At 69.8% G+C, this 24,117-nt stretch carries 20 protein-coding genes; all 20 read left to right on the top strand.

Annotated elements, in window-relative coordinates; all coding sequences use genetic code 11:
- Positions 1 to 367, top strand: a 367-nt coding sequence (locus tag ABD056_RS19895) for a hypothetical protein (protein WP_343869618.1), incomplete at its 5' end; no start/stop codon positions are given.
- Positions 368 to 369: 2 nt separating this feature from the next.
- Entirely contained in the window at positions 370 to 1,644 is a 1,275-nt protein-coding gene (locus ABD056_RS19890; protein ID WP_343869616.1) for a type VI secretion system protein TssA, read from the top strand.
- Positions 1,645 to 1,846: 202 nt separating this feature from the next.
- The gene (tssB, locus tag ABD056_RS19885; RefSeq protein ID WP_343869614.1) at positions 1,847 to 2,389 is read left to right on the top strand and encodes a type VI secretion system contractile sheath small subunit; all 543 of its coding nucleotides are present in this window, start codon (positions 1,847 to 1,849) and stop codon (positions 2,387 to 2,389) included.
- Between the two features lie 48 nt (positions 2,390 to 2,437).
- Complete coding sequence (gene tssC / locus ABD056_RS19880; RefSeq protein WP_343869612.1) at positions 2,438 to 3,910, top strand: type VI secretion system contractile sheath large subunit; 1,473 nt, start codon at positions 2,438 to 2,440, stop codon at positions 3,908 to 3,910.
- 21 nt (positions 3,911 to 3,931) lie between these two features.
- A complete protein-coding gene (locus ABD056_RS19875; RefSeq protein WP_343869609.1) occupies positions 3,932 to 4,423 on the top strand; it encodes a type VI secretion system tube protein Hcp in 492 nt (163 codons plus the stop codon).
- A 61-nt stretch (positions 4,424 to 4,484) separates the two neighbouring features.
- Positions 4,485 to 6,278, top strand: coding sequence for a type VI secretion system baseplate subunit TssF (gene tssF, locus ABD056_RS19870; RefSeq protein WP_343869607.1), 1,794 nt, complete (start codon positions 4,485 to 4,487; stop codon positions 6,276 to 6,278).
- The gene (gene tssG, locus ABD056_RS19865) at positions 6,242 to 7,297 is read left to right on the top strand and encodes a type VI secretion system baseplate subunit TssG (RefSeq protein ID WP_343869606.1); all 1,056 of its coding nucleotides are present in this window, start codon (positions 6,242 to 6,244) and stop codon (positions 7,295 to 7,297) included. The genes tssF and tssG overlap by 37 nt, the downstream gene beginning before the upstream one ends.
- 2 nt (positions 7,298 to 7,299) lie before the next feature.
- Complete coding sequence (gene tssH, locus ABD056_RS19860; RefSeq protein ID WP_343869603.1) at positions 7,300 to 9,942, top strand: type VI secretion system ATPase TssH; 2,643 nt, start codon at positions 7,300 to 7,302, stop codon at positions 9,940 to 9,942.
- Between the two features lie 10 nt (positions 9,943 to 9,952).
- Entirely contained in the window at positions 9,953 to 12,061 is a 2,109-nt protein-coding gene (locus ABD056_RS19855; protein ID WP_343869601.1) for a type VI secretion system Vgr family protein, read from the top strand.
- 10 nt (positions 12,062 to 12,071) lie between these two features.
- Complete coding sequence (locus ABD056_RS19850) at positions 12,072 to 12,836, top strand: toxin-antitoxin system YwqK family antitoxin (RefSeq protein ID WP_343869599.1); 765 nt, start codon at positions 12,072 to 12,074, stop codon at positions 12,834 to 12,836.
- Between the two features lie 98 nt (positions 12,837 to 12,934).
- Positions 12,935 to 14,401 carry a helix-turn-helix domain-containing protein gene (locus tag ABD056_RS19845; RefSeq protein ID WP_343869597.1) on the top strand — a complete coding sequence of 489 codons (1,467 nt, stop codon included), beginning with the start codon at positions 12,935 to 12,937 and terminating at the stop codon, positions 14,399 to 14,401.
- A 34-nt stretch (positions 14,402 to 14,435) separates the two neighbouring features.
- On the top strand, positions 14,436 to 15,008 hold the full coding sequence (gene tssE, locus ABD056_RS19840) for a type VI secretion system baseplate subunit TssE (RefSeq protein WP_343869595.1): 573 nt from the start codon (positions 14,436 to 14,438) through the stop codon (positions 15,006 to 15,008).
- Positions 15,005 to 15,754: a hypothetical protein gene (locus ABD056_RS19835; protein WP_343869594.1), complete on the top strand. Its 750-nt coding sequence runs from the start codon at positions 15,005 to 15,007 to the stop codon at positions 15,752 to 15,754. The genes tssE and ABD056_RS19835 overlap by 4 nt, the downstream gene beginning before the upstream one ends.
- Before the next feature lie 103 nt (positions 15,755 to 15,857).
- Complete coding sequence (locus ABD056_RS19830; RefSeq protein WP_343869593.1) at positions 15,858 to 17,012, top strand: hypothetical protein; 1,155 nt, start codon at positions 15,858 to 15,860, stop codon at positions 17,010 to 17,012.
- Between the two features lie 200 nt (positions 17,013 to 17,212).
- Entirely contained in the window at positions 17,213 to 18,484 is a 1,272-nt protein-coding gene (locus ABD056_RS19825) for a hypothetical protein (protein WP_343869591.1), read from the top strand.
- A 49-nt stretch (positions 18,485 to 18,533) separates the two neighbouring features.
- Complete coding sequence (locus ABD056_RS19820) at positions 18,534 to 20,486, top strand: hypothetical protein (RefSeq protein ID WP_343869589.1); 1,953 nt, start codon at positions 18,534 to 18,536, stop codon at positions 20,484 to 20,486.
- Between the two features lie 80 nt (positions 20,487 to 20,566).
- A complete protein-coding gene (locus tag ABD056_RS19815) occupies positions 20,567 to 20,956 on the top strand; it encodes a DUF4280 domain-containing protein (RefSeq protein WP_343869587.1) in 390 nt (129 codons plus the stop codon).
- Between the two features lie 73 nt (positions 20,957 to 21,029).
- A complete protein-coding gene (locus ABD056_RS19810; protein ID WP_343869585.1) occupies positions 21,030 to 21,740 on the top strand; it encodes a DUF6969 family protein in 711 nt (236 codons plus the stop codon).
- A gap of 87 nt (positions 21,741 to 21,827) precedes the next feature.
- The gene (locus ABD056_RS19805) at positions 21,828 to 22,754 is read left to right on the top strand and encodes a sulfurtransferase (RefSeq protein WP_343869583.1); all 927 of its coding nucleotides are present in this window, start codon (positions 21,828 to 21,830) and stop codon (positions 22,752 to 22,754) included.
- Positions 22,755 to 22,845: 91 nt separating this feature from the next.
- Positions 22,846 to 24,063 carry a YeeE/YedE family protein gene (locus tag ABD056_RS19800; RefSeq protein ID WP_343869581.1) on the top strand — a complete coding sequence of 406 codons (1,218 nt, stop codon included), beginning with the start codon at positions 22,846 to 22,848 and terminating at the stop codon, positions 24,061 to 24,063.
- Positions 24,064 to 24,117 lie beyond the last annotated feature (54 nt).

Below are 24,117 nucleotides of genomic sequence, written 5' to 3'. Positions count from 1 at the left end.
CCCCGCCGCCGCCGCCGCCGCGTCGGCCGCCGCGCCCGCCCAGGCGGCGCCGCTGGCCCTGACGCCGGTCAGCGAGGCGGAGGCGCCGCGCGACGGCACCATCGCCCGCGTCTACATGACGGTGCGGCTGTCCAAGGTCTCCGACGCCGACGGCAAGGAGGCGCCTGAGCCCATCGCCTTCCCGCGTCTGCCGGAACGGGCGCCGCCGGTGCCGGTGCGGGCCGGCACCTTCCGCGCCGCCGGCGGCCAGTGGATGGGCTACGAGCCGCGCCTGCCGGCCTTCCCCGGCGACGGCCGTCCGCTCGACCCGGCGACCGTCGACCGCGACCTGTTCGGCCTCGGCGCCGGCAGCCAGACGGGGGGCTGAGCATGAACGCCACCGATCCCATCCTCGCCCTGCACCGCAAGGTCGGCCTCGACATCGCCGGCATCCTGCGGGTGCTGCCCGACGGCAACGGCGGCGGCGTCGACATCCGCTATGCGCCGGAAGTCGACGCCCTGGCGGAGCTGCGGCGGGAGGACATCGGCGGCAGCCAGGGCGTGTGGCAGACCGCCACCCCCAAGCGCGCCGACTGGAAGGCGGTGGTGCAGCAGGGCTCGGCGCTGCTCGCCACCCGGTCGAAGGATCTGCAGGTGGCGGTGTGGGTGGTGCAGGCGGTGACGCGCCTGCACGGCATGAAGGGCCTCGCCGCCGGCCTCGACATGCTGGTGCGCCTGACCAACGAGTTCTGGCCCATGCTGTGGCCGCGCCCCGACGGCGACGACCTGGAACCGCGCATGGCGCCGTACTTCTGGCTCGACAGCCACGTGACGGCCGAAGTGCTGCAGGTGGAGGTGAGCGAGGCGCCGGAAAACCGCCGCACCGGCCTGACCTTCCAGGAGATCGTCAAGGGCCGCAAGCTGCGCCAGCTGGCCACCAACAACAGCCGCGCCTTCGAGGAAGCGCTGTCGGAAGGCGAGATGTCGCCCGACGAGATCAGCGCCATCGTCGAGGACAGCGGCGACCTGTTCTTCCTCGGGCTGGCCGCCGACCTGGCCTTCGCCCGCCGCGGCCTGACCCGCCTGCGCGATGCCCTTGACGCGCTGGGCCGGTCGGAGGCGCCGAGCTTCAGCGCCCTGACCCGCATCCTGGACGATTTCGAGGGCTTCATCGGCGGCATCCTGTCCGAGCGCGGGCTGGGCGCCGGGCACCGCCGCCGCCGCCGACCGCAGCGACGACGGCACCGCCGCAGACACCGACGCCGACGAGGACGCCATGGCGCTCGACAACCCCTTCGGGGACGACGACAGCAACCCCTTCGCCGACGTGTTCGGCGGCGATGCCGGCCACGACGACGACGACCATGGCGACGACGCCCCGGCGGCGGCGGCGCCGACCCGCGGCGTCGGCGGCCGGTCGGCACGGCGGGCGGCGGCCGGCGAGGCCTTCGTGCTGCCGGCCATCGCCAACCGGGCGGAGGCCTATCGTCTGCTCGACCACGCGGCCGACTGGCTGCTGGAACACGAACCGCACAGCCCGGCGCCGTACCTGGTGAAGCGGGCGGTGTCGTGGGAGAAGGCATCGCTGCGTGCGGTGCTGCTGGAGCTTATGGCTCGCGGGGCCGACAGCGAGGGCATCCTCGAAGGCCTCGGCATCGACGATGAGGGGCGGCCGGCAACGGCCTCAACCCGCCGCGGTGCGAGTTATGGACTGGGGACCGATTAGGGAAAAGGGGGGGTACGCGAAAACATGCTTCTGGTGAAGTGCTTCAAGCGCCGTCTTGAACACGACTTGTAGTCGGCTGGTTGTTCACCTTCGGGTGCTAATTCTCTGTCAATATTGCCGCACTGAATGGGAGTCTCGACAATGAGCGAGAGCACGCAGAAGAAACTCGATCGGGTACGCCCGCCGCGCGTCCAGATCACCTATGACGTCCACACCGGCGGCGCCATGGAAATGAAGGAGCTGCCGCTGGTGGTCGGCGTCATGGCCGACCTGTCCGGCAAGCCGGAAAAGCCGCTGCCCAAGGTGAAGGACCGCAAGTTCGTCGAGATCGACCGCGACAACTTCAACGATGTCCTCGCCGCCGCCGGCCCGCGCCTGGCCTACCAGGTGCCGAACCGCCTGCAGGAAGACGGCAGCAAGCTGAACGTCCTGCTGTCGTTCCAGGAAATCGACGATTTCGAACCGCTGCAGGTGATCAAGCAGGTGCCCAGCCTGAACCGCCTGCTGGAAGCCCGCCAGCGCCTGAGCGACCTGCTCGGCAAGCTGGACGGCAACGATGAACTGGGCGGCATGCTCAACGACATCGTCTCCAGCACCGAACAGCAGAAGGAGCTGCGCGGCCTGCTCGGCGGCAGCGGCACGGACGCCGACGGCGGTGACGCCGAACCGGCTGCCGACGCCTGACGCCGCCGCCGCTCCCGTGGCCGTGCATCCAATCGAAAGGGTATCGCCGTGAGCACCGAGAACAGCGTTCAGAGCGCGGAAAGCGCTAGCATCCTCGACCGCATGATGACCGAGGGCAAGCTGGCGCGGGATGAATCCCAGCGCCCCTATGCCCGCGACCTGCTGGCCGAGTTCGTCGATCAGGTCCTGGCCGAAACCGGCGAAGCCAGCCAGGCCGACGTGGTCGAGCTGATCAACGCCCGCATCGCCCAGATCGACGAGCTGATCAGCCTGCAGCTCAACGAAGTGCTGCATCACCCCGACTTCCAGCGCCTGGAAGGCACCTGGCGGGGCATGCACTACCTGGTGTTCAACACCGAAACCTCCACCCGCCTGAAGCTGCGCGCCTTCAACGCCACCAAGGCGGAAGTCCTGAAGGACCTGGAGAAGGCGGTGGAGTTCGACCAGAGCGCCCTCTTCAAGAAGATCTACGAAGAAGAATACGGCACGCTCGGCGGCACGCCGTACGGCCTGCTGGTCGGCGACTACGAGTTCGGCCGTCACCCGCAGGACGTGGCGCTGCTGGAGAAGATTTCCAACGTCGCCGCGGCGGCCCACGCGCCCTTCGTGGCCGGTGCCAGCCCGCTGCTGTTCGACATGGAAAGCTTCACCGAACTGGGCCAGCCGCGCGACCTCGCCAAGATCTTCGAAAGCGCCGAGCTGATCAAGTGGCGGTCGTTCCGTGACAGCGAAGACAGCCGCTACGTCGCGCTCGCCATGCCGCACATCCTGCTGCGCCTGCCCTACGGGCCGGACACCAAGCCGGTGGAAGGCGTCAACTTCGTCGAGGACACCGACGGCACCGACCACAGCAAGTACCTGTGGGGCAATGCCGCCTGGGCGCTCGCCCTGCGCATCACCACCGCCTTCGCCAAGCACGGCTGGATGGCGGCGATCCGCGGCGTCGAGGGCGGCGGCAAGGTCGAGGGCCTGCCGGTCCACACCTTCAAGACCGACGAAGGCGACATCGCGCTGAAGTGCCCGACCGAGATCGCCATCACCGATCGCCGGGAAAAGGAACTCAGCGATCTCGGCTTCATCGCGCTGGTTCACTGCAAGAACACCGACTATGCGGCGTTCTTCGGCGGCCAGACCTGCAACAAGCCGAAGGTCTACAACACCAACGAAGCCAACGCCAACGCCCGCGTCTCGGCGATGCTTCCCTATGTTCTCGCCGCCAGCCGTTTCGCCCATTACATCAAGGTGATGATGCGCGACAAGATCGGGTCTTTCATGACCCGCGGCAACGTCGAGAACTACCTGAACACCTGGATGGCCAACTACATCCTGCTGGACGACGACGCCCCGCAGGGCACCAAGGCTCGCTATCCGCTGCGCGAAGGCCGGGTCGACGTCTACGACGTTCCGGGCCGTCCGGGCGTCTATCGCGCCAACGTGTTCCTGCGCCCGCACTTCCAGCTGGAAGAACTGTCGGCCTCCATTCGTCTGGTGGCCGAACTGCCGGCCGCCGGCGCCCAGTAATCCCATCGGAGCTAGAGAAAGATGGCACAGGTAATTCTCGACATTCCGTCCATCAAGGGCGAGTGCGCGGTTGAGGGCTACGAGGGCAAGATCCTGTGCGACACCCTGTCGCACGACATGGAAATCGAGATCGAAATGACCTCGAACGCCCGCCGTACCGTCCACATTCCCACCGTCAACAACTTCGTCCTGTCCCGCAAGTGGGATGCTGCGTCGGTGAAGCTGGTGGCGAACATGCTGCGCGCCACCGTCGACAGCGCCAAGTGGAAGATCATCTGCCTCAAGGGCCTGGGCGAGGAAGCGGCGATGCAGAAGCCGTTCCTGACCGTGGAGCTGGAGAAGCCGATCTTCTCGAAGTACAGCCTCGAAGTGAACGAAGGCGACACCACCGAGAACCTGGAAATCAACGCGGTGGTCATCAGCTGGACCTACGAGGAATACGGTTCGGACCAGAAGAAGACCGGCAACTACTCGGTCAAGTTCGACACCATCTCCGGCAAGGTCGGGGAATGATCCGAGGGTGCTCCTGCCGCATCGGGCGGCGGGAGCACCTCTCCCTCCTCAAGGCGACAGAATGCGGCGCGAAGACCTGTTTTCCCATTACGAGCGGGAACTGCTTTACCTGCGCCGGGCTGGCGAAGGGTTTGCGCGCGCCTATCCCAAGGTGGCCAAGCGGCTGGCGCTTGGCCCGGAAGCGGCCGGCGACCCCCATGTCGAGCGGCTGATCGAGTCCTTCGCGTTCCTCACCGCGCGGGTCCAGATGAACCTGGACCGCCAGTTCCCGGTGTTCACCGACGCGCTGCTGAACATCCTTTACCCGCACCTGTCGGCGCCGGTGCCGTCGTGCGGCATTGCCCGGCTGGTGCCCGACGGCGACGCCGGCCAGCTCACCGACGGCCACACCCTGCCGCGCGGCACCGAACTGGTGGCGGTGGCGGGCGACGATGCGCGCTGCCGCTTCACCACCACGGCGCCGCTGACCCTGTGGCCGGTGGAGGTGGTGGAGACCGCCGCCCAGGTGCCCGACGGCACCCCCTTCGAGGACGATGCCAGCATCGCCGGCGTCATCCGCATCGAGATCGAGGCCCGCGGCGTGCCGCTGGGCGATACCGGCCTGCGCCGCCTGCGGCTGTTCGTCAATGCCGAGCCGACGGTGGCGGCGGCCATGTACGAAGCCCTGACCTGCCACGTGCGGCAGGCGGTGGTGCGCTCGGCCGATGCGCCGGACCTGCGCCTGCGCGGCGCCGGCATCGTTCAGCCGGCCGGCTTCGGGCCGGACGAAACCCTGCTGCCGGTGCCGCCCAACAGCCACCCGGCCTATGCCCTGCTGCAGGAATACTTCGCCTTTCCGCAGAAGTTCCTGTTCCTCGACATCGTGCTGCCGGCCGGCGCCCTGAGCGGCGAGCGGGCGACGCTGATGCTCGGCCTGGCGCAGCCGCTGCCGCAGCGCCTGCGCCTGCGCGGCGACACCCTGCTGACCGGCTGCGTGCCGGTGGTCAACCTGTTCCGCCGCATTGCCGAGCCGATCCGCCTGGACCAGCGGCGCACCAGCTATCTCGTCAGTGCCGATGCCCTGCGCGACCGCATCACCGAGGTCTATTCGGTGCTCGACGTCGCCGGCATCCGCGACGACGGTACCCAGGTGCGCTACGTGCCGCTGTTCTCCACCCGCCACGCCCTGGCGGGCGAAGACCCGGAGGCGTTCTGGTTCAGCACCCGCGGCGCCGGGCTGCGGCAGGACCGGCCGGGCACCGACACCTGGCTCAGCCTCACCGATCTGGCTTTCGACCCGGTGCGCCCGGCGGCGGAAACGCTGCTGGTGACGACGCTGTGCACCAACCGCAGCCTGGCCGAGGAAGTGCCCGCCAAGGCGGACCTTTACCTGGAGGACGCGGCGCCGGTCGGCCGCGCCATGCTGCTCTACAAGCCGACCATCCCGCGCTATCGCAGCGGCAGCGGCGAAACCTCGTGGCGGCTGGTCAGCCAGATGGCGCTCAACCACCTCAGCCTGGTCTCGGGGCCGGAGGCGCTGACGGCGCTGCAGGAAATCCTGACCCTTCATACCCTGGATGATCCCGCCGCCCGCATGCAGGTCAATTCCCTGCGCGGGCTGGAGGTGCGGCCCACCGTGCAGCGCGTCGGGCAGGATGCCTGGCGCGGGTTCTGCCGCGGCCTGCAGGTCACCATCGACGTCGACGAGCGTGGCTTCGTCGGCGCGAGCCCGCTCGTCTTCGGCGAGGTGCTGTCCCGCTTCCTCGGGCTCTACGCCTCGCTGAACAGTTTCGTGCAACTGCGCTTCCGGTCCTTGCAGCGCGGTGGAGAGTGGCGCACATGGCCGTCCATTTCCGGCGACCAGCACGTCCTCTGATCGAGGACCTGCGGAGCGAGCCGTACCGCTACGACCTGTTCCAGGCCATCGCCATCCTGGAGCGGTTCAACCGGGGCTGCGTGCCGCTCGGCACCGGCATGGACCCGGAGGTGGAGGCCGTGCGCATCGAGCAGGAGCCCGGCCTCGGCTTCCCGGCCAGCGACGTCAGCGGCCTGCGGGAGGACGCCGACGGCATGCCGGTGCTGCGCACCCCGGCGCTGGGGGTGGCCGGCATCGGCGGGCCGCTGCCCTATGCCTTCACCGAGACGCTGACCGAGCGCGTCGCCCGCCGGGATACGGCCATGGCGTCGTTCCTCAACATGTTCAACCACCGGCTGGTGTCGCTGCTCTATCGGGTGCGGCGGTCCACCCTGCCGCTGCTGGACGGCCAGCCGGAGTATTCGCTGCTGGCGACGGCCCTGCGCTCCTTCGCCGGCATCGGCACGCCGGGGCTGGAGGAACGGGTGGAGGACACCCGCGACCGGATGCTGCTGGGCTTCACCGCCATCCTGGCCGACCGCCGCCGCTCCGCCGCCGGCCTGCGGGCGCTCATCGCCGGGGTGTTCGCGGCCGAGGTCAGCGTCGGCAGCTTCGAAGGCCGCTGGCTGGACCTGGAGCCGGACTCCCACACCCGCCTCGCCGGGGCCAATGCCGCCGCCGGCGGCCTGGGCACGTCGGTGCAGCCGCTGGGGCAGGGGGCGCTGCTCGGCACCCGGGTGTGGGACCAGCACGCCGGCTTTCGCCTTGCCATCACCGTGGCGCGGCTCGACGCCTACAGCGATTTCCTGCCCACCGGCCGCCATTACGGGGCGCTGGTGGCGCTCTGCCGGTTCTATGCCGGCGACACCCTCGACATCATCCTCGATCTCACCCTCAGGCAGCCGGCGGTGCCGGCCTTCCGTCTGGCGACGGCGGGCGGGCGGCGGCTGGGCTGGACGACGTGGCTGCTCGGCGCCTCCGAGGCGGCGGCCGACGACGGCCAGGTGCGGATCGTGATCGCGAGCCAGCGGAAGGGCTGACCATGACCATCGACCTCAAGACCCTCATCTCCAAGCTCGACCGCAACGCCAAGAAGGTGGTGGAGCAGGCGGCGGCCCTGTGCGTGTCGCATACCCATTACGACGTCGAGCCCGAACACCTGCTGGCGGCCCTGGTGCGCTCCGGCGACGTGGTGGTGAAGTGCGTGCTCGACCGTTACGACCTGCCGGCGGCCGACCTGCTGAAGGTGCTGGAGGACGGCCTCGGCCGCATCAAGCGCGGCAACGCCCGCACGCCGGCCTTCTCGCCGCGGGTGCCGGACATGCTGGAAAGCGCCCTGCTGCTGTCGGTGGCGCGGCTGGAGAGCCCGACCATCCTGCCGGCGGCGCTGCTGCTCGGCCCGCTGGAGCGCGACCCGCTGCGCGGCGTGCTGCTGACCGCCCTGCCGGCGCTGGAGCGCATCGACATGGCCGAGGCGCTGGAGCTGCTGCCGGAGATGGTGCGGGTGGGCTTCGGGCCGCGCAAGGCGCTGGCGCCGCTGCTGAAGCCCGACGGCGCCGGCGCCGCTGCCGGCGGCCAGGAGGGCCGTGGCGACGGCCAGGGCGGCAGCGCGACCGAGGCGCTCGACCGCTTCACCGTCGACCTGACGGCGCAGGCGCGGGCCGGCAAGCTGGACCCCGTGACGGGGCGCGAGTCGGAGATCCGCCAGCTCATCGACGTGATGATGCGCCGCCGCCAGAACAACCCGATCCTGGTCGGGGCGCCGGGCGTCGGCAAGACGGCGGTGGTGGAGGGCCTGGCGCTGCGCATCGCCGAGGACCGGGTGCCGCCGCCGCTCAAGGGCATGGTGGTGCGCATGCTCGACCTCGGGCTGCTGCAGGCCGGCGCCGGGGTGAAGGGCGAGTTCGAGGAACGGCTGCGCAAGCTGATGGCGGAGGTGGCGGCCCAGCCCATGCCGGTGGTGGTGTTCATCGACGAGGCCCACACCATGATCGGCGCCGGTGGTGCCGCCGGCCAGAACGATGCCGCCAACCTGCTGAAGCCGGCGCTCGCCCGCGGCGAGTTCCGCACCATCGCCGCCACCACCTGGAGCGAGTTCAAGCGCTACTTCGAGAAGGACCCGGCGCTCGCCCGCCGCTTCCAGGCCATCGCCGTGGACGAGCCCGACCAGCCCACCGCCTGCGCCATGCTGCGCGGCCTGGTCGGCAAGCTGGAAAGCCACCACAAGGTGCGGGTGCTGAGCGGCGCCGTCAGCGCCGCCGTCGCCCTGTCGGCGCGCTACATGCCGGCCCGCCAGCTGCCGGACAAGGCGGTGAGCGTGCTGGATACCGCCTGCGCCCGCGTCGCCATCGGCCGCGGCGTCACCCCGGCGCAGATCGAGCGGCTGGACCACGACCTCGCCCTGCTGGCGGCCGAGCGCGCCCATCTGGAGCGGGAGCCGGGGGCGCCGGCGGAGGTGCAGGCGCGGCTGGCCGCCATCGCCGCCCGGGTCGCCGAGACGGAGGCCGAGCGGGCGGCGCTGGAGGACCGCCGGGCGCGGGAACAGGCGCTGCTCGACCGTCTGGACGCCGCCGTTGCCGAGGGCGGCGATGCCGCCGCCGTGCCGGCCCTGCGGGCGGAGCTGGCCGCGGTGCAGGGCGACGACCCGCTGGTGCCGTGGTGCGTCGACGAGGTGGCGGTGGCGCAGGTGATCTCCGAATGGACCGGCATCCCGGCCGGCGCCCTGTCGCGCGACATGGCGGCCACCGTCGGCGGGCTGGAAGATCGCCTGCGCGAGCGGGTGATCGGCCAGGATCAGGCCCTGGCGGTGCTGTCCAACGCCATTCGCGCCTATCACGCCGGTCTGGCGGAGCCGGGGCGGCCGGTGGGCGTGTTCCTGCTGTGCGGGCCGAGCGGCGTCGGCAAGACCGAGACGGCGCACGCCCTGGCCGACATCCTCTACGGCGGTTCGGCCAGCCTCATCACCATCAACATGAGCGAGTACCAGGAGGCCCATTCGGTCGCCACCCTGCGCGGCTCGCCGCCGGGCTATGTCGGCTACGGCCAGGGCGGCGTGCTGACCGAGGCGGTGCGGCGGCGGCCCTATTCGGTGGTGCTGCTGGACGAGGTGGAGAAGGCCCACCCGGACGTGCTCGACCTGTTCTATCAGGTGTTCGACAAGGGCGTGATGGAGGACGGCGAGGGTGTTGCGGTGGACTTCCGCCACACCGTCATCCTGCTGACCAGCAACGTCGCCGAGGACGTGCTGGCCCAGGATGCCGGCATGGTGCGCGCCATCGACGACCCGACGGAACGCCTCTCGGCCCTGGTGCAGCTGGTGTCGCAGGAACTGCGCCGCCACTTCCGCACCGCCCTGATCGGCCGCCTGACCGTGGTGCCCTACCTGCCGCTGGGCGAGGACCAGATCGGCGCCATCGTCGACATGCGCTGCGGCAAGGTGACGGAGCGCTTCGCCGGCCAGCGCGGCCACAGCCTGACCTTCACGCCGGCGGCGCGGGCGGAGATCGTGCGCCGCGCCATGGCCGCCGATACGGGCGCGCGCATGGTGGACAACGTGCTCAACATGACCATCGTGCCGCAGCTGGCGCCGCTGCTGCTGACCGCCATGACCGATGCCGCCGCGGCGGCGCAGGTGGAGGTGGATGCGGGCGACGACGGCCGGCTGATCTGCCGCCGCGTGGAGTAGGGGGCGCGTTATGGGCCTGCTCGACAAGAAGCTTTCCCAGGACGACCAGTACCTGTCGATCTCCACCCCGCTCGGCAAGGACAAGCTGATCCTGCGCGAGATGGAAGGCGACGAAGGACTGTCGTTTCCCTTCAGCTACCGCCTGACCATGCTGGCGGAGGACGAAGACCTCGCCTTCGACAGCCTGGTGGGCAAGACGGCGACGGTCACCGTCCGCGTCACCAAGGACGAGGACAAGCGCTACGTCACCGGCATCATCACCAGCTTCGAGCTGGTCCACTTCGACGAGCGCGAGGAACTGGCGACCTACGAGGCGGAGCTGCGGCCGTGGCTGTGGCTGCTGACCCTGTCGGGCGACTGCCGCATCTTCCAGAACAAGACCGTGCCCGAGATCATCGAGGAAGTGTGCAAGGGCGCCGGCTATCCGCACGTCAAGAAGTCCCTGTCGGGCACCTACGAGAAGCGCGAATACTGCGTTCAGTATGACGAGAGCGACTTCAACTTCATCAGCCGGCTGATGGAGGAGGAGGGCATCTTCTATTACTTCAGCCACACCAGTTCGAAGTGCGAGATGGTGATCGGCGACGGCTCCAGCGCCTTCAAGAGCTGCCCGACCGTCAGCACCTTCAAGTACCGGCCGACCCGCGCCTATGACGACGACGACGACTACCTGACCTCCGTCCGCTATGCCCGCCGGGTGACCACCAAGACCGTCGGCCTCGACAGCTTCAACTTCGAGACGCCGGCCACCGACCTTTACGCCAAGGCCCAGGGCACCAAGGGCATCGGCAGCTTCAACAGCTATACCGGCCGCTACCTCAAGTCGACCGAGGGCGAGAAGTACGCCAAGGTGCTGATGCAGGCGGCGGCGGCCGAGGGCGAGCTGGTGCGCGGCAGCGGCCGCATCCGCGCCCTGGTCGGCGGCTACAAGTTCAAGGTGAAGGAACACCCGCGCCGCAGCGTCAATGCGGAATACGTCTGCCGCCGGCTGCGCATCCAGGCCAGCCGTACCGACTATACCGCCAGCTTCGAGGCCTTTCCGGCCGCCACCCCCTACCGGCCGCCGCCCACCGCCTACAAGCCGCGCATCCACAGCTCGCAGACCGCCATCGTGGTGGGCAAGAGCGGCGAGGAAATCTGGGTCGACAAGTACGGCCGCGTGAAGGTGCAGTTCCACTGGGACCGCGAAGGCAAGAACGACGACAAGAGTTCCTGCTGGATCCGCGTGTCGCAGGGGTGGGCCGGCAAGTCCTACGGCGCCATGTTCCTGCCGCGCGTCGGCATGGAGGTGATCGTCAGCTTCCTGGAAGGCGACCCGGACCAGCCCATCGTCACCGGCGCGGTCTACAACGCCGAGCAGAAGCTGCCCTACGCCCTGCCGGACAACTCCACCCGCAGCACCATCAAGACCGAGTCCTCGAAACAGGGCGCCGGCAAGTTCAACGAGATCCGCTTCGAGGACAAGAAGGACAGCGAGGAAATCTATGTTCATGCCGAAAAGGACATGAACATCGAGGTTCTGAACGACCAGACCCGCACGGTGAAGCACGACCTGATCCAGACCGTGGAGAACGACTATACCTCCACCGTCAAAATGAACCGCACCATCACGGTTCAGGAAGGCAACGAGGTCCACAAGGTCGAGAAAGGCACCCGCGACGTCGCGGTGAAGGACAACGAGACCCACAACAACGATGCCGACTTCACCCACAAGGTCGCCGGCAACTATGAACTGACCGTGGACGGCAACCTGACCATCACCGTCACCGGCGACGTGGTGATGAAGGGCAAGTCGCTGACCTTCCAGTCCACCTCCGCCGGCATCGCCACCAAGTCGGCCACCACCACCGACATCGAGGCGGGCACGGCGCTGACCACCAAGTCGGGCACGGCGGCCACCCACAAGTCGGGCACCGCCATGACCGTTGAATCGGGCACCAGCATGGACATCAAGTCCACCATGGCCATGAACGCCCAGTCCTCCATGGGCATGACCCTGAAGGCCAGCCTGAACTTCGAGGCCGAGGGGCTGCAGAGCACCGTCAAGGGCAGTGCCATGGGCACCGTCGATGGCGGCGGCATGCTCATGCTCAAGGGCGGCCTGGTGAAGATCGGATAAGGCGACGGCCATGGCAGACGACACCATCCTTGCCGCCGTGACGCCCGAACCGGCGGGCACGGCCGCCACCGCCCCGGCAGCGCCGCCGGCCCCGCCGCCGCCGGTGGCGGGGCCGGAGAACGGCGCGCCGTTCGAGCAGCTGGACGGGGCCGGCCGCGTCACCTTCCGCGGCCGCATGGTCGACGGCGCCATGCACGGCGAAACCTACGACTGGGGGCCGCGCGGCAAGCTGCAGCAGCGCGCCCGCGTGGCGGGCGGCCGCCTGCACGGGGAACTGCGCCGCTACGACGACGACGGCACCCTGGCCGAGGTCTCGCAGTACGCCGACGGCGTGCGCCATGGCGACACCGCCTTCTTCCAGCACGGCCGCATGGTGGCGCGGATGCCCTTCGTGCGCGGCCTGCAGGACGGCGAGGCGCTGTACTACAGCGCCAACGGCCTGCTGGCCGCCGCCATCCCCTATCGCGCCGGGCGGATCGAGGGCCAGGCGCGCTACTACGACGCCGACGGCCACCTGATCCGTCGCGCCGCCCATGTGGCCGACCAGCAGGACGGGCCGCAGGTGGTCTATTACCCCACCGGCCAGGTGCTGGAGACCGCCACCTTCCGCGCCGGCCTGCTGGAAGGGGAGGTCAAGCGCTACTTCCCCACCGGCGAGCTGATGCAGCGGGGGCTCTATCGCGCCGGCGTGCTGGTGGAGCCCATGCAGACCTATTCCCAGGCCGGACGGGTGACCGCCTCCATCGACCCGCCGCCGCGTCCGGTGGTGCGCTGACATGCGGGCGATCGTTCGTGGCACCTTGGCAGCGACGGGGTGGCGTGCCTATCCTGAGGTGAAAGAAGGTATGTCTTTTGGACAGTGGGGCGCGAGCCATGACAGCACCTGACTGGGCAGATTCCAGCGAGAGCATCGTCGTCGCCACGCCCATGGCCGATGCGTCGACGGTGCCGCAATCGGTGCGCGGCGTGCCGGGCGCCGCCAAGGAGACCGACGGCGAACGCGCCGCCAATCGGCTGCGCAAGGCCGGCTACAGCTATCGCCGCATCGCCGAGACGCTGAAGATCCCCTACATCACCGTGTCGCGGTGGCTGTCGGGCGACCTGCCGTTCCACCGCAAGCCGCCGCCCCCCCCGCCGCCGCCCATCAAGGCCGACCCCCGCGACGTGGCGCCGCCCGAGCCGGCCGCCGACGAGCCCGCCGCCGACGGCGCCGAGGAGGATGCCGCCGTCACCGCCGGCGAACCGGCCGCCCGTCCGGCGCCAGCGCCGGTGCGCCGGGCTGCCGCCGCGTCGGCCGCGCCGGTGGCGGTGGTGACGGCGCTGCGGGTGCCGTCGCCCGAGCGCGGGGCGGAGGATGACGACATCGGCCACCGCCTGGAGGTGCTGCAACTGCAGTTCAGCGCCTTCGAAGGCTACGCCCGCAACATGGCGGAGGAATTCACCCGCAACCGCAAGGACCTGCTCGACACCCAGGCCAAGGCGGTGGAGGACATGGTGCGGGAGCGCGACGCCATCACGCTGGCGCGCAAGGGCTTCGACACCGCCATCCTGCGCTTCGACAACCGCTTCGACGAACTGGCGGCGGAACTGCGCCAGGAGCTTTCCGCCCTGAAGGACGAGGTGCGGGAGGAAATCGCCGCGCTGCGCGAGAAGCTGGAGTCCCTGGGCGAGGGCGGCGGGGGCCGTCGCGCCGCTGCGGGCAAGGCGGCGGCGGCCGACGAGGACGATCCGTTCGGCAGCCTTGGGGACGATGACGACGACCCCTTCGGCGGCGGCGATGACGAGGACAACCCGTTCGGTGACCTCGGCTCGGATGACGACGATCCGTTCGGCAGCCTCGGCGATGACGACGACGATCCCTTTGCGGAGAAGAAGCCGGCCAAGGCCAAGGCCAAGGCGGCCGACGACAATCCGTTCGGGGGCGACGACGACGACGACCCGTTCGGCGACCTGGGCGATGACGACGAAGACCCCTTCGCCGCCGCCGGCAGTGACGAGGCTCCGGCCAAGGCCAAGGCGGCGGACGACAATCCGTTCGGGGGCGACGACGACGATCCGTTCGGCAGCCTGGGCGATGACGACGATCCGTTCGGGGCCGGCGACGATGACGACGAGGATGCGGACGATGCCGCTGCCGACAAGGCGTCGGCGCGGCCGGTGGCCTCTGCCGATCCGCCGGCGACGGCAGCGGCGGCCGGCGACGACGACGATCCGTTCGGCGGTCTCGACCTGGACGACCCCTTCGGCGGCGACGACCCGTTCGGGGGCAGTGACAATCCGTTCGGAAGCGCCGATACTTCGGGCGGCGGATCGGATGTCCGCCCGCGGGAGCTGACCTGACGGCGGCACCGCAACGGCCGGAAAGAAGGACGCCATGGCCCAACCGAAAAGCCTTGTCGGGCTGCGTGCGCCGCTGTTCGAGCGGCTGATCGACCTGCGCCCGAACTCGCCGGAGGACGCGCAGGAACTGTCGTTCCAGACCTTCGACGCGGTGGGTGCTTCCATCCGCCGCGAGGTGGCGCGCATCCTCGACACCCGCCTGCCATGGCTGCCGGAGGATGACGACGACGAGGCCGCCGACCGGCTGGGCGACGATGATGCCGGCCATCCCGTCTCGGTCGACCCGCGCACCACCGTGCTGCGCTACGGCCTGGCCGACCTGACCCACCTGTGCGTCGGCAACACCGCCGAGCGCCACCAGATCGAGCGCCTGATCGTCGACGCCATCCGCACCTTCGAGCCGCGGCTGGAAGACCCGACCGTCACCGTCCATCCGCTGCCCTCCGGCGATGGCGCCCATGTGGAGGTGGGCGGGCTGGTGCGCCTCGGCCGCTCGCTGGAGCCGCTGGTGTTCTCGCTGACCTCCGACCTGCGGGTGGGCGGCAAGCTCAAGCGCCGGCTGATGCGCGCCGCCAGTGGCCGCCGCGACGGAGACGACGACGCATGACGCCGCAGCAGATGTCGCTGCCGCTTGACGGCTCCCTCGCCCCGCCGCCGCCCGAGCCCCTGCCGCCGCCGGCGCCCGCCGTGCCGCCGGACCGGCTGCGGCTGCGCAGCCTGCCGGTGGGGCGTGCCCTGCAGGACAGCGTGCAGCAGCTGTGCCGCCTGCGCCAGCTAAGCCCCGACGACCTGGTGGCGGCGGTGCTGGTGCTGGTGCGGACCGGCGACCTGCCGGTGGTGCCCGACCCCGGCGGCCCGACGGCGGCCGACATCACCGTGGTGTGGAAGCCCAACCGGCTGGGCGCCATGCGCCGCCGGCGGGTGGTGCCGACCCTGCGGGTGCGGGCGCCGGGCGGCGTCAGCGATGCCGACGTGCGCCGCTGCCTCGCCCTGGCGGTGGCGCTGTCGGTGCCCGATACCCTGCGCTTCGCCGACCATCAGGCCAAGGCCGCCGCGGCGGCTGCGGCGGCGGAACGGGAGCGCGCCCTGGCGGCGGACCGCGATGCCGCCCGCGCGGCGCTGGAGCGGCTGGCCTTCCGGCCGCTGGAGGGCGGCGTGCGCTCGCCGGCCCAGGCGGCGCGGGTGATGGGCTTCCAGAGCGAGTTCGGCTGCACCGGCGAGCAGGTGTCGCGCCGCTTCCGCGAACTGGCGCCGGTGTTCCACCCGGACACCGGTCTGGTCGCCTGCCCGGAACGCATGCGGCAGCTGATCGAGGCCCGGCGGGTGCTGCTGGATTTCGTCCGCACCGGCTGATGCCGCTGCTGTCGGCAGGGTGGGGGAGCCTGTCGCCGGACCGCTGCGGACGTGGTAGTCTCTTCCACCAGGGGTAGATGTACGCGCGAGGGGAGGTGCGGCCATGGCCGAAAGTTCGCTGACGGACCCGAAGGTGGTCGCCAAGCTCATCAAGGGCGCGTCGAAGGGTGTTGCCTTCGCCTTCGCCCTCGACAAGAAGGTGATGGCCGCCGACAAGTCGGCCTCCCCCGCCAAGGTCGCCCAGGCCCTGAAGGACGAAACTGGCAGCGGCAAGATCATCCTGGGGGAGGTGGTCACCAGCGGCAAGGTCATCGCCTTCGACGTCAAGAAGGGCAGTGCCGGCAGCGCCGAGAAGCTGCTGGACGAGTGGACGCGCAAGAACGGCCTCAACGGCTACGACGCCATGGTCGGGCGCCTGGACGACGTCAAGGCGGCCGGCAACGACGAAGCCGACGGCGACGAGTCCGACAACCGCCTTTACCAGCCGCAGTTCATCCGCCGCTGCATCAAGATGGCGCGGGAAAAGCCGGTGCAGTTCGGCTTCGGCATCGCCGCCGAGGGCGACATGCTGGGCGTCCACCCGCGCCGCAAGGGCAAGCAGATCGCCGCCCTCATCAAGCGCGAGACCGGGGCGGTGAAGATCGCCTTCGGCACCATCATGCTCGACGGCCGGACGGTGAAGTTCACCTGCGAGAAGACGCCGATCCCCGGCCTGAGGAAGCGCCTCGTGCGCCTGTTCAAGGGCTGGAAGTTGATCGTGCCGATCAAGGTCTTCGGGCCGGAAGGCGAGGTCAACGAGGACGACGACGACGAGAAGGACGCCAAGGACACCAAGGCCAAGCGGCGGCCGCGGCCGGACAAGAACAGCATCGACAAGTCCGCCCTGCCGCAGTGGATGCGCCGCAACGGCGTGCCGAAGGGGCTGCAGTCGTCCTTCACCAAGGCGCTCGGCCGGGTGCATGACGCCAAGCTGCCGACCATCCCGCTCGCCACCCTCAACGCCGTCTACGCCAGCGTGGTGACGATCAAGGAGGAGGCCATGCTGAGCCTGCTGGCCACGCAGATGAGCCGTATCGAGGCGATCAAGCCGACGGACGAAGCAAAGACCCTGCGCACCATTTATGAAAACAGCGAGTCGGCGGTGGAACTGGCCCGCCGGGCGCTGCCCGACAGCAAGCCGGTGGCCGCGGCGGTGCAGAAGCTGCGCGACCGCCTGGGGCCGCTCGCCCGCCTCATCAAGCAGTCGGCGGCGGCCTGAGCTGCCGGGAGCGCTCGCGCGGGACGGGCGCCGCTGCGGCTGGCGCACGCGTCGGCTGGTGTCGCTTCCCGTCATAAACCGCAGGATGTGCGGGCGCGGGACATTTCAGCGTCTGGCGTTCGCTGCCGGTCGCCCGGCGGGATCGGGCGTGGTAGCCTACCTCCCGTATTGGGGAATTACAGCACAGGGGAGGTGCTACCATGGCCACAAGTCCGATGACGGACCCGAAGGTCGTCAGCAAGCTCATCAAGGCCGCCACCAAGGGGATCTCGTTCGCCTTCGCCCTCGACAAGAAGGTGCTGGCGGCGGACAAGACCGCCTCCGCCGACAAGGTCGCGCAGGCGCTGAAGGCGGAAACCGGCAGTACCAAGATCATCAGCGGCGAGCTGACGCTGACCGGCAAGGTCGTCGCCTTCGACGTCAAGCGGGGCAGCGCCGGCAGCGCCGAGAAGCTGCTGGACGAGTGGCTGCGCAAGAACGGCCTCAACGGCTATGACGGCGTCCTGGGCGGCGCCGATGATGTCGATACCTCCGACAGCGACGGCGCCGAGGAGGAAGAGTCCGACAACCGCATGTACCAGCCGGCCTTCATCCGCCGCTGCATCAAGATGGCGCGCGAGAAGCCGATGCAGTTCGGCTTCGGCATCGGCGAGGATGCCGACATCCTGGGCGTCCACCCGCGCCGCAAGGGCAAGCAGATCGCCGCCCTGATCAAGCGCGAGACCGGCGCCGTCAAGATGGCCTTCGGCACCCTGACGGTCGAGGGCCGCCTGCTCAAGTTCACCTGCGAGAAGCTGCCGCTGCCGGGCCTGAAGAAGCGCATCGTGCGCATCTTCAAGGGCTGGAAGCTGATCGTGCCGGTGAAGATCTACGGTCCCGACGGCGAGTTCATCGAAGAGGGCGACGACGCGCTGGATGCCGAGCTGAACGCCGGCGGCGGCACCGACCTGGACGCCGACGAGCCCGACAGCGACGAGGGCCGCGAGGAGGAGGCGGAAGACACCGCCGGCGGCACCGACAGCGACACCCGCTCCGACCAGACCGACGGCGGCGCCACCACCGCCACCGCCACCCCGACCGACATCGCCGCCGCCTGGCGCGAGGCGCGGGCGACCTATCTGGATGCCACCGACGAGATCAACGCCCAGATTTCGGCCCTGCAGGCGGCGCTTAAGCGCAGCGACGACGAGGAGCTGGAAGCCATCGCCGAGTTCGGCCTGAACGGCGTCACCGGCAATTTCCGCGTGCCCATGATGGCCGCCATGCGCGACCTGGAAGGCGCCCGCGGCGCCGACGTGAAGAAGGCGGCGACCAAGCTGCTGGACGCCATCGGCAAGTTCCGCGCCCACATCGACGGCAGCGAGGAAATCGAGGCGGTCGACGACAATCCCTTCGGCGTGAAGGTCTCCATCCGCAAGACGCTGGGTGGGGCCCTCGCAGACATGGAGAGCGTGCTGAAGAAGGTGGCCTGACGGCCCGCCGACTTTGCACCTGCGCATCTAGCCGAAGGATTGTTTCGACATGCCCAAGACGATTGAAGCGTTCAAGCGCGCTTTCCAGAAGAAGTTCGCCTCCAACGAAAAGAACTTCGAGGTCCGCAAGGCGAAGGTGGACGCCGCCGTCACCGAACTGGCCGGCGCCGTCGCCCACCTGGAGAAGCTCGCCCACCCCAAGGCGGGGGAGTACAAGGCGGAGCTGCAGAAGCTGCGCACGGCGGTCGCCAATGCCACCGCCCTTGCCAAGGCCGACGCCAAGACCGCGTTCAAGAACCTGGATGCGGTGAAGGACGAGGCTCGCGACCAGGCCAAGGAAGCCCGCACCCTGGCGAAGAAGACGCCGATGCCGGTGCAGGTGCCGGGCGGCGGCGAGGCCAAGCTCTACATGCCCGACATCCCCGGCTTCGGGAAGATGGACGACGGCAAGAAGGACAAGATCACCAAGGATCTGGCCCAGAAGATCGGCAAGGGCCGCGAGATGCTCGACACCGTGCTCTACGGCGACGACATCGACGACCTGCCGCCGCCGAGCCGCGAGGATGTCGCCAACCTGATGTGGGCCATCAAGTCCAAGGCCCAGGAAATGACCGGCGAGCCCTATGAACGCGGCGCGCTGACCATCCCCGACCCCGACAACCGCCTGCGCAAGTACCTCGACAAGAGCATGGAGGTCTACGGCCGCGACAGTTCCCACCTCAAGGAACAGCAGGGCAAGACCGGCGGCCAGGCGCGCGGCATCGACTTCTATGAAGGGGTGAACGAGGAAGAAGGCGAGATCGAGAACGTCGACCTGCTGCTGCCGTCGGGCATGCGCACGGTGCTCTACCAGCAGGTGGAGACGGCGAAGGGCGAATCGCGCCTCTACCTGAAGATGGAAACCGAGTCGGCGCGCTTCAACCCGGCCTTCCGCAAGCGCGACGAGACGCCGGAAAGCCGCGCCCTGACCAAGGAGGACGTGCCGCGCGCCATCCTCCACCTCGGCAACCTCATCAAGTCCAAGCTTGGCATGAGCCAGGGCGAGGACAAGGATCTGAAGGGCTTCCGCGAGAAGGTCGCCGACAGCGTCAAGGATCCGTACAAGAAGGCGCTGGACCTCGCCAAGAAGGGCAGCCCGGAGGCCTATGCCATCCTCAAGCGCGGCGAGGTGGAGGTGAACCAGATCGCCGCCAACATCGACGCCGTGGCGGCCGCCAAGGTGCCGGTGGACGAAAAGACCTACGCGGCGCTCTACAACGTCTACGACACCATCGCCAAGACCTGGGGTCAGCAGGACATGGACGCCCGCTACGGCGGCGAAGTGGTGGTCGACGACAACGCCCTGAAGGGCAAGCCGGAGCCGGTGGACCCGACCGAGGCGCTGGCGACCATCAGCGGCCTTGTGGCGGCCATCGACCGCCTCAGCTTCGACTACGACACCACCAAGACCCTGCGGGCGACCCTGGTGAAGATCCGCAAGACCGCCGACACCCTGCGCCGCACCCCGGCCATGCAGGATCAGGCGGTGGTGAAGGCCATGGCCGACCTGGACGCCAAGGCCGCCGATCTGGCGGAACTGGTGAAGCGGCGCGTGAAGTGGGACAAGGGCAGCATCGACCGGGGCACCCTGACCCAGTGGATGCGCCGCAACGGCGTGCCGCGCGGCCTGCAGGACTCCTTCAGCAAGGCGCTGTCGCGGGTGCATGACGCGAAGCTGCCGACCATCCCGCTCGCCACCCTCGACTCGGTCTACGACAGCGTGGTGGTGATCAAGGAGGAAGCCATGCTCGGCCTGCTGGCGAGCCAGCTCGGCCGGGTGGAGGCGTGCCAGCACACCGACGAACTGTCCAGCCTGCGGTCGGTGTACGAGGACTGCGAGTCGGCCATCCGGCTGGCCCGCCGGGCGCTGCCGGACAGCAAGGCGGTCAACTCGGCGGTGCTGCAGCTGCGCGACAAGATGGGGCCGCTCGGCCGCCTCATCAAGCAGATGGCCGAGGCCTGATCCGATCGCCCCCGCCCCGTGCCGCCCCCTGCGGGTCGGGCGGGGCGGGGGCGCATCGGTCCTGGGAAGGAGCCTGATCCATGGGCATGTGCGTCTGCATGGGCGCGACGACGCAATGTACCTTCGGCGCCGCGCCGTCGTCGCTGATGGTGCTGCCGACCAACAAGACCTTGGCCGGTGCCACGCCGGCCGCCAACATCATGGACAACAAGCCCATGGTGAACGTGCTGCCGTTCGGCATGTGCATGAGCCCGTCCAACCCGACGGTGGCGGCGGCGACGGCGGCGGCGCTGGGCGTGCTGACGCCCATGCCGTGCGTTCCGATGACGGCGGCGCCCTGGGTGCCGGGGTCGCCGACGGTGCTGATCGGCAACATGCCGACCCTCAACGACACGTCCAAGCTGATGTGCAACTGGGGCGGCGTCATCCAGATCCTGGTGCCGGGCCAGTTCGCCGTCATGGTGCCGTAGGGCAGGGCGCCGCAGGCTTGCGGCCGCGGCCTGCCGCCCTATGGTAGGAGGGCCGCCGCCGCCGGAGCCCGCCATGACCTACACCGACCCCGACCCCGAAGACCTTGCCGATGCCGCGGCGGAGGTGGTCGACTGCATGCGGGTGCTGGCCAAGGGTGGGTCCAGCCTGGTGCTGGAGGCGCTGGGCGGGCGCGACTTCGTGGAGCTGGAGCATTATCCGCCGGGGGACATCCACGACCCGGAGACGCACTCCCAGGCCTATTTCCACGCCCATCCGCCGTCGCCATCGCGACCGCACGATTTCGGCCATTTCCACACCTTCCTGCGCGGACCGGCGCTGCCGCCCGCAGCGCCGCCGCTGGACCTGCCCGGCAACCCGCTCGACCGGCCGGCGGCGGCGGTGACCACCCATCTGGTCGCCATCGCCATGGACAACCTCGGCCGCCCCACCGCCCTGTTCACCACCAACCAGTGGGTGACCGACGAGACGCTGTATCCGGCGCCGGTGCTGGCCGGGGCGCTGCCGTCCTTCGCCCTGGATCTGGCGCATCCGTCGTGGCCGCTCAATCGCTGGCTGACCGCCATGGTGGTGCTGTTCCGTCCGACCATCGCCGCCCTGCTGGCGGAGCGCGACTCGGTGCTGGCGCGGGCCGCCGCCGCTGCCGACCACGACGCGCCGCCGGTGCTGCAGGACCGCCGGCTGGAGGTGCTGTCCCACCGCCCCATCGACCTGACGGCGCGGCTGGCCGAGGTGCGGCGGCTGATCGGGCTGGGTGAGGGATAATACACTAAAAAAATGGTGTAACGCACCATTTGACAACGGCGTTTGTGCAAATTACATCCGATCCACGTTCTGGAATCGGAGGTCCGCATGCGCAAGCTGTTGTTCGTTGCCCTCGGCACTGTGTTTGCGGCCTCGGCCGCCCAGGCCGCCTCGCTTACCGACCGTCCGCTGGTGGATGTGGTGTGGCTGGAGGAAAACCTCGGCGCGCCGTCGCTGGTGGTGCTCGACATCCGCGACACGCCGAAGGATGCCGCCGATCTCTACGCCGCCGGCCATGTGCCGGGCGCGGTGTCGGCGCCCTACGCCACCTATGGCTGGCGGGCGGAAGTGAACGGCACCCCCGGCATGCTGCCGCCGGTGGAAACCCTGGAGGAGCGCATCGGCGCCCTCGGCATCACCCCGGACACCCATGTGGTGATCGTGCCGGCCGGTGCCAACGCCACCGACTTCGGCAGCGCCACCCGCGTCTACTGGACCTTCAAGGTGCTCGGCCATGACGAGGTCTCGGTGCTGGAAGGCGGTCACAAGGCCTGGGCCGACGCCGGCAAGCCGCTGTCGACCGAGGCGGTGACCCCCGCCGCCGCCGCCTTCAAGGCCGACTTCCGGCCCGAGATGGTGGCCGGCGTCGCCGAGGTGCGCGCCGCCCTGGAGAACGGCACCGAGCTGATCGACGCCCGCCCGACCGAGCAGTACCTGGGCCAGTCCAAGGCGCCGGTGGTGCAGGCGCCGGGCGCCATTCCGGGCGCCGCCAACATCGCCAACGACCTGTTCTACAATGCCGAAACCGGCCGCTTCGCCGACAAGGCGAGCATCGAGCGGCTGCTCGACCAGGTCGGCGTGAAGAAGGACGAGCCGCAGATCGCCTACTGCAACACCGGACACTGGGCATCCATCGCCTGGTTCGGGCTGAGCGAGGTGGGCGGCAACAAGGCGGTCACCATGTACGACGGCTCGCTGGCCGAATGGGCCAAGGACCCCGCCAACCCCCTGGTCGTCTACGGCGCCGCCAACTGAGCCTGCCGACCGTTCCCCCGTCCGGCGCGGCAGCCGCCCGAGGGCCGCTGCCGCGCCGTGATGCTTTATCCGGTTCAGGGATCATCGCAGCATGACCACCTCCGTCCCCTCGGGAGCCGCCCTGCCGCGCAGCGGCTGGCGCGGCGTGTCCTTCGACCACGGTCCGGCGGCCTTCGCCGGTGCCGCCCTGGTGCTGGGCGCCCTTGCCATCTGGCAGGCGGTGGACCTGCGGCAGGCGGTGCTGTTCGTCATCGGCGGCGGTCTCGGCATCACCCTCTACCATGCCTCCTTCGGCTTCACCGGGGGCTGGCGGCGGCTGGTGGTGGAAGGGCGCGGCCGGCCCATGCGGGTGCAGATGCTGATGATCGGCCTGACGGCGCTGGTGTTCATGCCCCTGCTGTCCGGCGGCGAGGCCTTCGGCCAGCCGCTGGTAGGGGCGCTGGCGCCGGTGGGCGTGTCGGTGCTGGTGGGGGCGGCGCTGTTCGGCCTCGGCATGCAGCTGGGCGGCGGCTGCGGCTCCGGCACCCTGTTCACGGTGGGCGGCGGGTCGAGCCGCATGCTGGTGACGCTGCTGTTCTTCATTGTCGGCGCCGTGCTGGGCAGCTGGCATCTGCCGTGGTGGCTGGCGCAGCCGTCACTGCCGGCCATGGCGCTGGGCGACCTGATCGGCGTGCCGGGCGCCCTGGCGCTGACCCTTGCCGGTCTGGCGGCGGTGGCGGCGGTGACCGTGTGGATCGAGCGCCGCCGCCATGGCAGCCTGGAAACCCCCGCCGCCGCTGAGCGCCACGGCCTCGCCCGCCTGCTGCACGGCCCCTGGCCGCTGCTGGCCGGCGCCCTGCTGCTGGCGGTGCTCAACATCGCCACCCTGCTGATCGCCGGCCATCCGTGGTCGGTCACCTTCGCCTTCGGCCTGTGGGGGGCCAAGACCATCCAGGCGGTGGGCGTGCCGGTGGAAACCTGGGCCTTCTGGCAGTGGCCGGGGCCGGCGGCGGCGCTGGGCGACAGCGTGCTGGCCGACGTCACCTCGGTGATGAACTTCGGCATCCTCCTCGGCGCCGCCCTGGCGGCGGCCCTGGCCGGACGCTTCGCGCCCAAGGTGGACCTGCCGTGGAAGAGCCTGGCGGCGGCGGTGATCGGCGGCCTGCTCATGGGCTACGGCGCCCGGCTGTCGTTCGGCTGCAACATCGGCGCCCTGTTCTCGGGCATCGCCTCGGGCAGCGTGCATGGCTGGCTGTGGTTCGCCGCCGCCTTCGCCGGCAGCCTGCTCGGCATCCGCCTGCGGCCGCTGTTCGGCCTTGACGGCAAGTGAGAGCATCATGAAGAAGACCAAGCGCAACGCCCTGCTGTTCGGGTCGGTGTTCCT

Origin of the sequence: Caenispirillum bisanense (assembly GCF_039523075.1) — a bacterium.
Taxonomy (GTDB): domain Bacteria; phylum Pseudomonadota; class Alphaproteobacteria; order Rhodospirillales; family Rhodospirillaceae; genus Caenispirillum; species Caenispirillum bisanense.
Note: the sequence above shows the minus strand (reverse complement) of the source record. Positions and strands in the feature narration are given on the sequence as shown.

Excerpts from the sequence above, each read along its gene's own strand:
- ABD056_RS19835 (WP_343869594.1), top strand. The coding sequence starts at position 15,005 with ATGACGCCGCAGCAGATGTCGCTGCCGCTTGACGGCTCCCTCGCCCCG.
- tssB (WP_343869614.1), top strand. The coding sequence starts at position 1,847 with ATGAGCGAGAGCACGCAGAAGAAACTCGATCGGGTACGCCCGCCGCGC.
- ABD056_RS19805 (WP_343869583.1), top strand. The coding sequence starts at position 21,828 with ATGCGCAAGCTGTTGTTCGTTGCCCTCGGCACTGTGTTTGCGGCCTCG.
- ABD056_RS19830 (WP_343869593.1), top strand. The coding sequence starts at position 15,858 with ATGGCCGAAAGTTCGCTGACGGACCCGAAGGTGGTCGCCAAGCTCATC.
- ABD056_RS19875 (WP_343869609.1), top strand. The coding sequence starts at position 3,932 with ATGGCACAGGTAATTCTCGACATTCCGTCCATCAAGGGCGAGTGCGCG.
- ABD056_RS19850 (WP_343869599.1), top strand. The coding sequence starts at position 12,072 with ATGGCAGACGACACCATCCTTGCCGCCGTGACGCCCGAACCGGCGGGC.
- ABD056_RS19810 (WP_343869585.1), top strand. The coding sequence starts at position 21,030 with ATGACCTACACCGACCCCGACCCCGAAGACCTTGCCGATGCCGCGGCG.
- ABD056_RS19890 (WP_343869616.1), top strand. The coding sequence starts at position 370 with ATGAACGCCACCGATCCCATCCTCGCCCTGCACCGCAAGGTCGGCCTC.
- tssE (WP_343869595.1), top strand. The coding sequence starts at position 14,436 with ATGGCCCAACCGAAAAGCCTTGTCGGGCTGCGTGCGCCGCTGTTCGAG.
- tssG (WP_343869606.1), top strand. The coding sequence starts at position 6,242 with ATGGCCGTCCATTTCCGGCGACCAGCACGTCCTCTGATCGAGGACCTG.
- ABD056_RS19815 (WP_343869587.1), top strand. The coding sequence starts at position 20,567 with ATGGGCATGTGCGTCTGCATGGGCGCGACGACGCAATGTACCTTCGGC.
- ABD056_RS19825 (WP_343869591.1), top strand. The coding sequence starts at position 17,213 with ATGGCCACAAGTCCGATGACGGACCCGAAGGTCGTCAGCAAGCTCATC.
- tssH (WP_343869603.1), top strand. The coding sequence starts at position 7,300 with ATGACCATCGACCTCAAGACCCTCATCTCCAAGCTCGACCGCAACGCC.
- tssF (WP_343869607.1), top strand. The coding sequence starts at position 4,485 with ATGCGGCGCGAAGACCTGTTTTCCCATTACGAGCGGGAACTGCTTTAC.
- ABD056_RS19855 (WP_343869601.1), top strand. The coding sequence starts at position 9,953 with ATGGGCCTGCTCGACAAGAAGCTTTCCCAGGACGACCAGTACCTGTCG.
- ABD056_RS19820 (WP_343869589.1), top strand. The coding sequence starts at position 18,534 with ATGCCCAAGACGATTGAAGCGTTCAAGCGCGCTTTCCAGAAGAAGTTC.
- ABD056_RS19800 (WP_343869581.1), top strand. The coding sequence starts at position 22,846 with ATGACCACCTCCGTCCCCTCGGGAGCCGCCCTGCCGCGCAGCGGCTGG.
- ABD056_RS19845 (WP_343869597.1), top strand. The coding sequence starts at position 12,935 with ATGACAGCACCTGACTGGGCAGATTCCAGCGAGAGCATCGTCGTCGCC.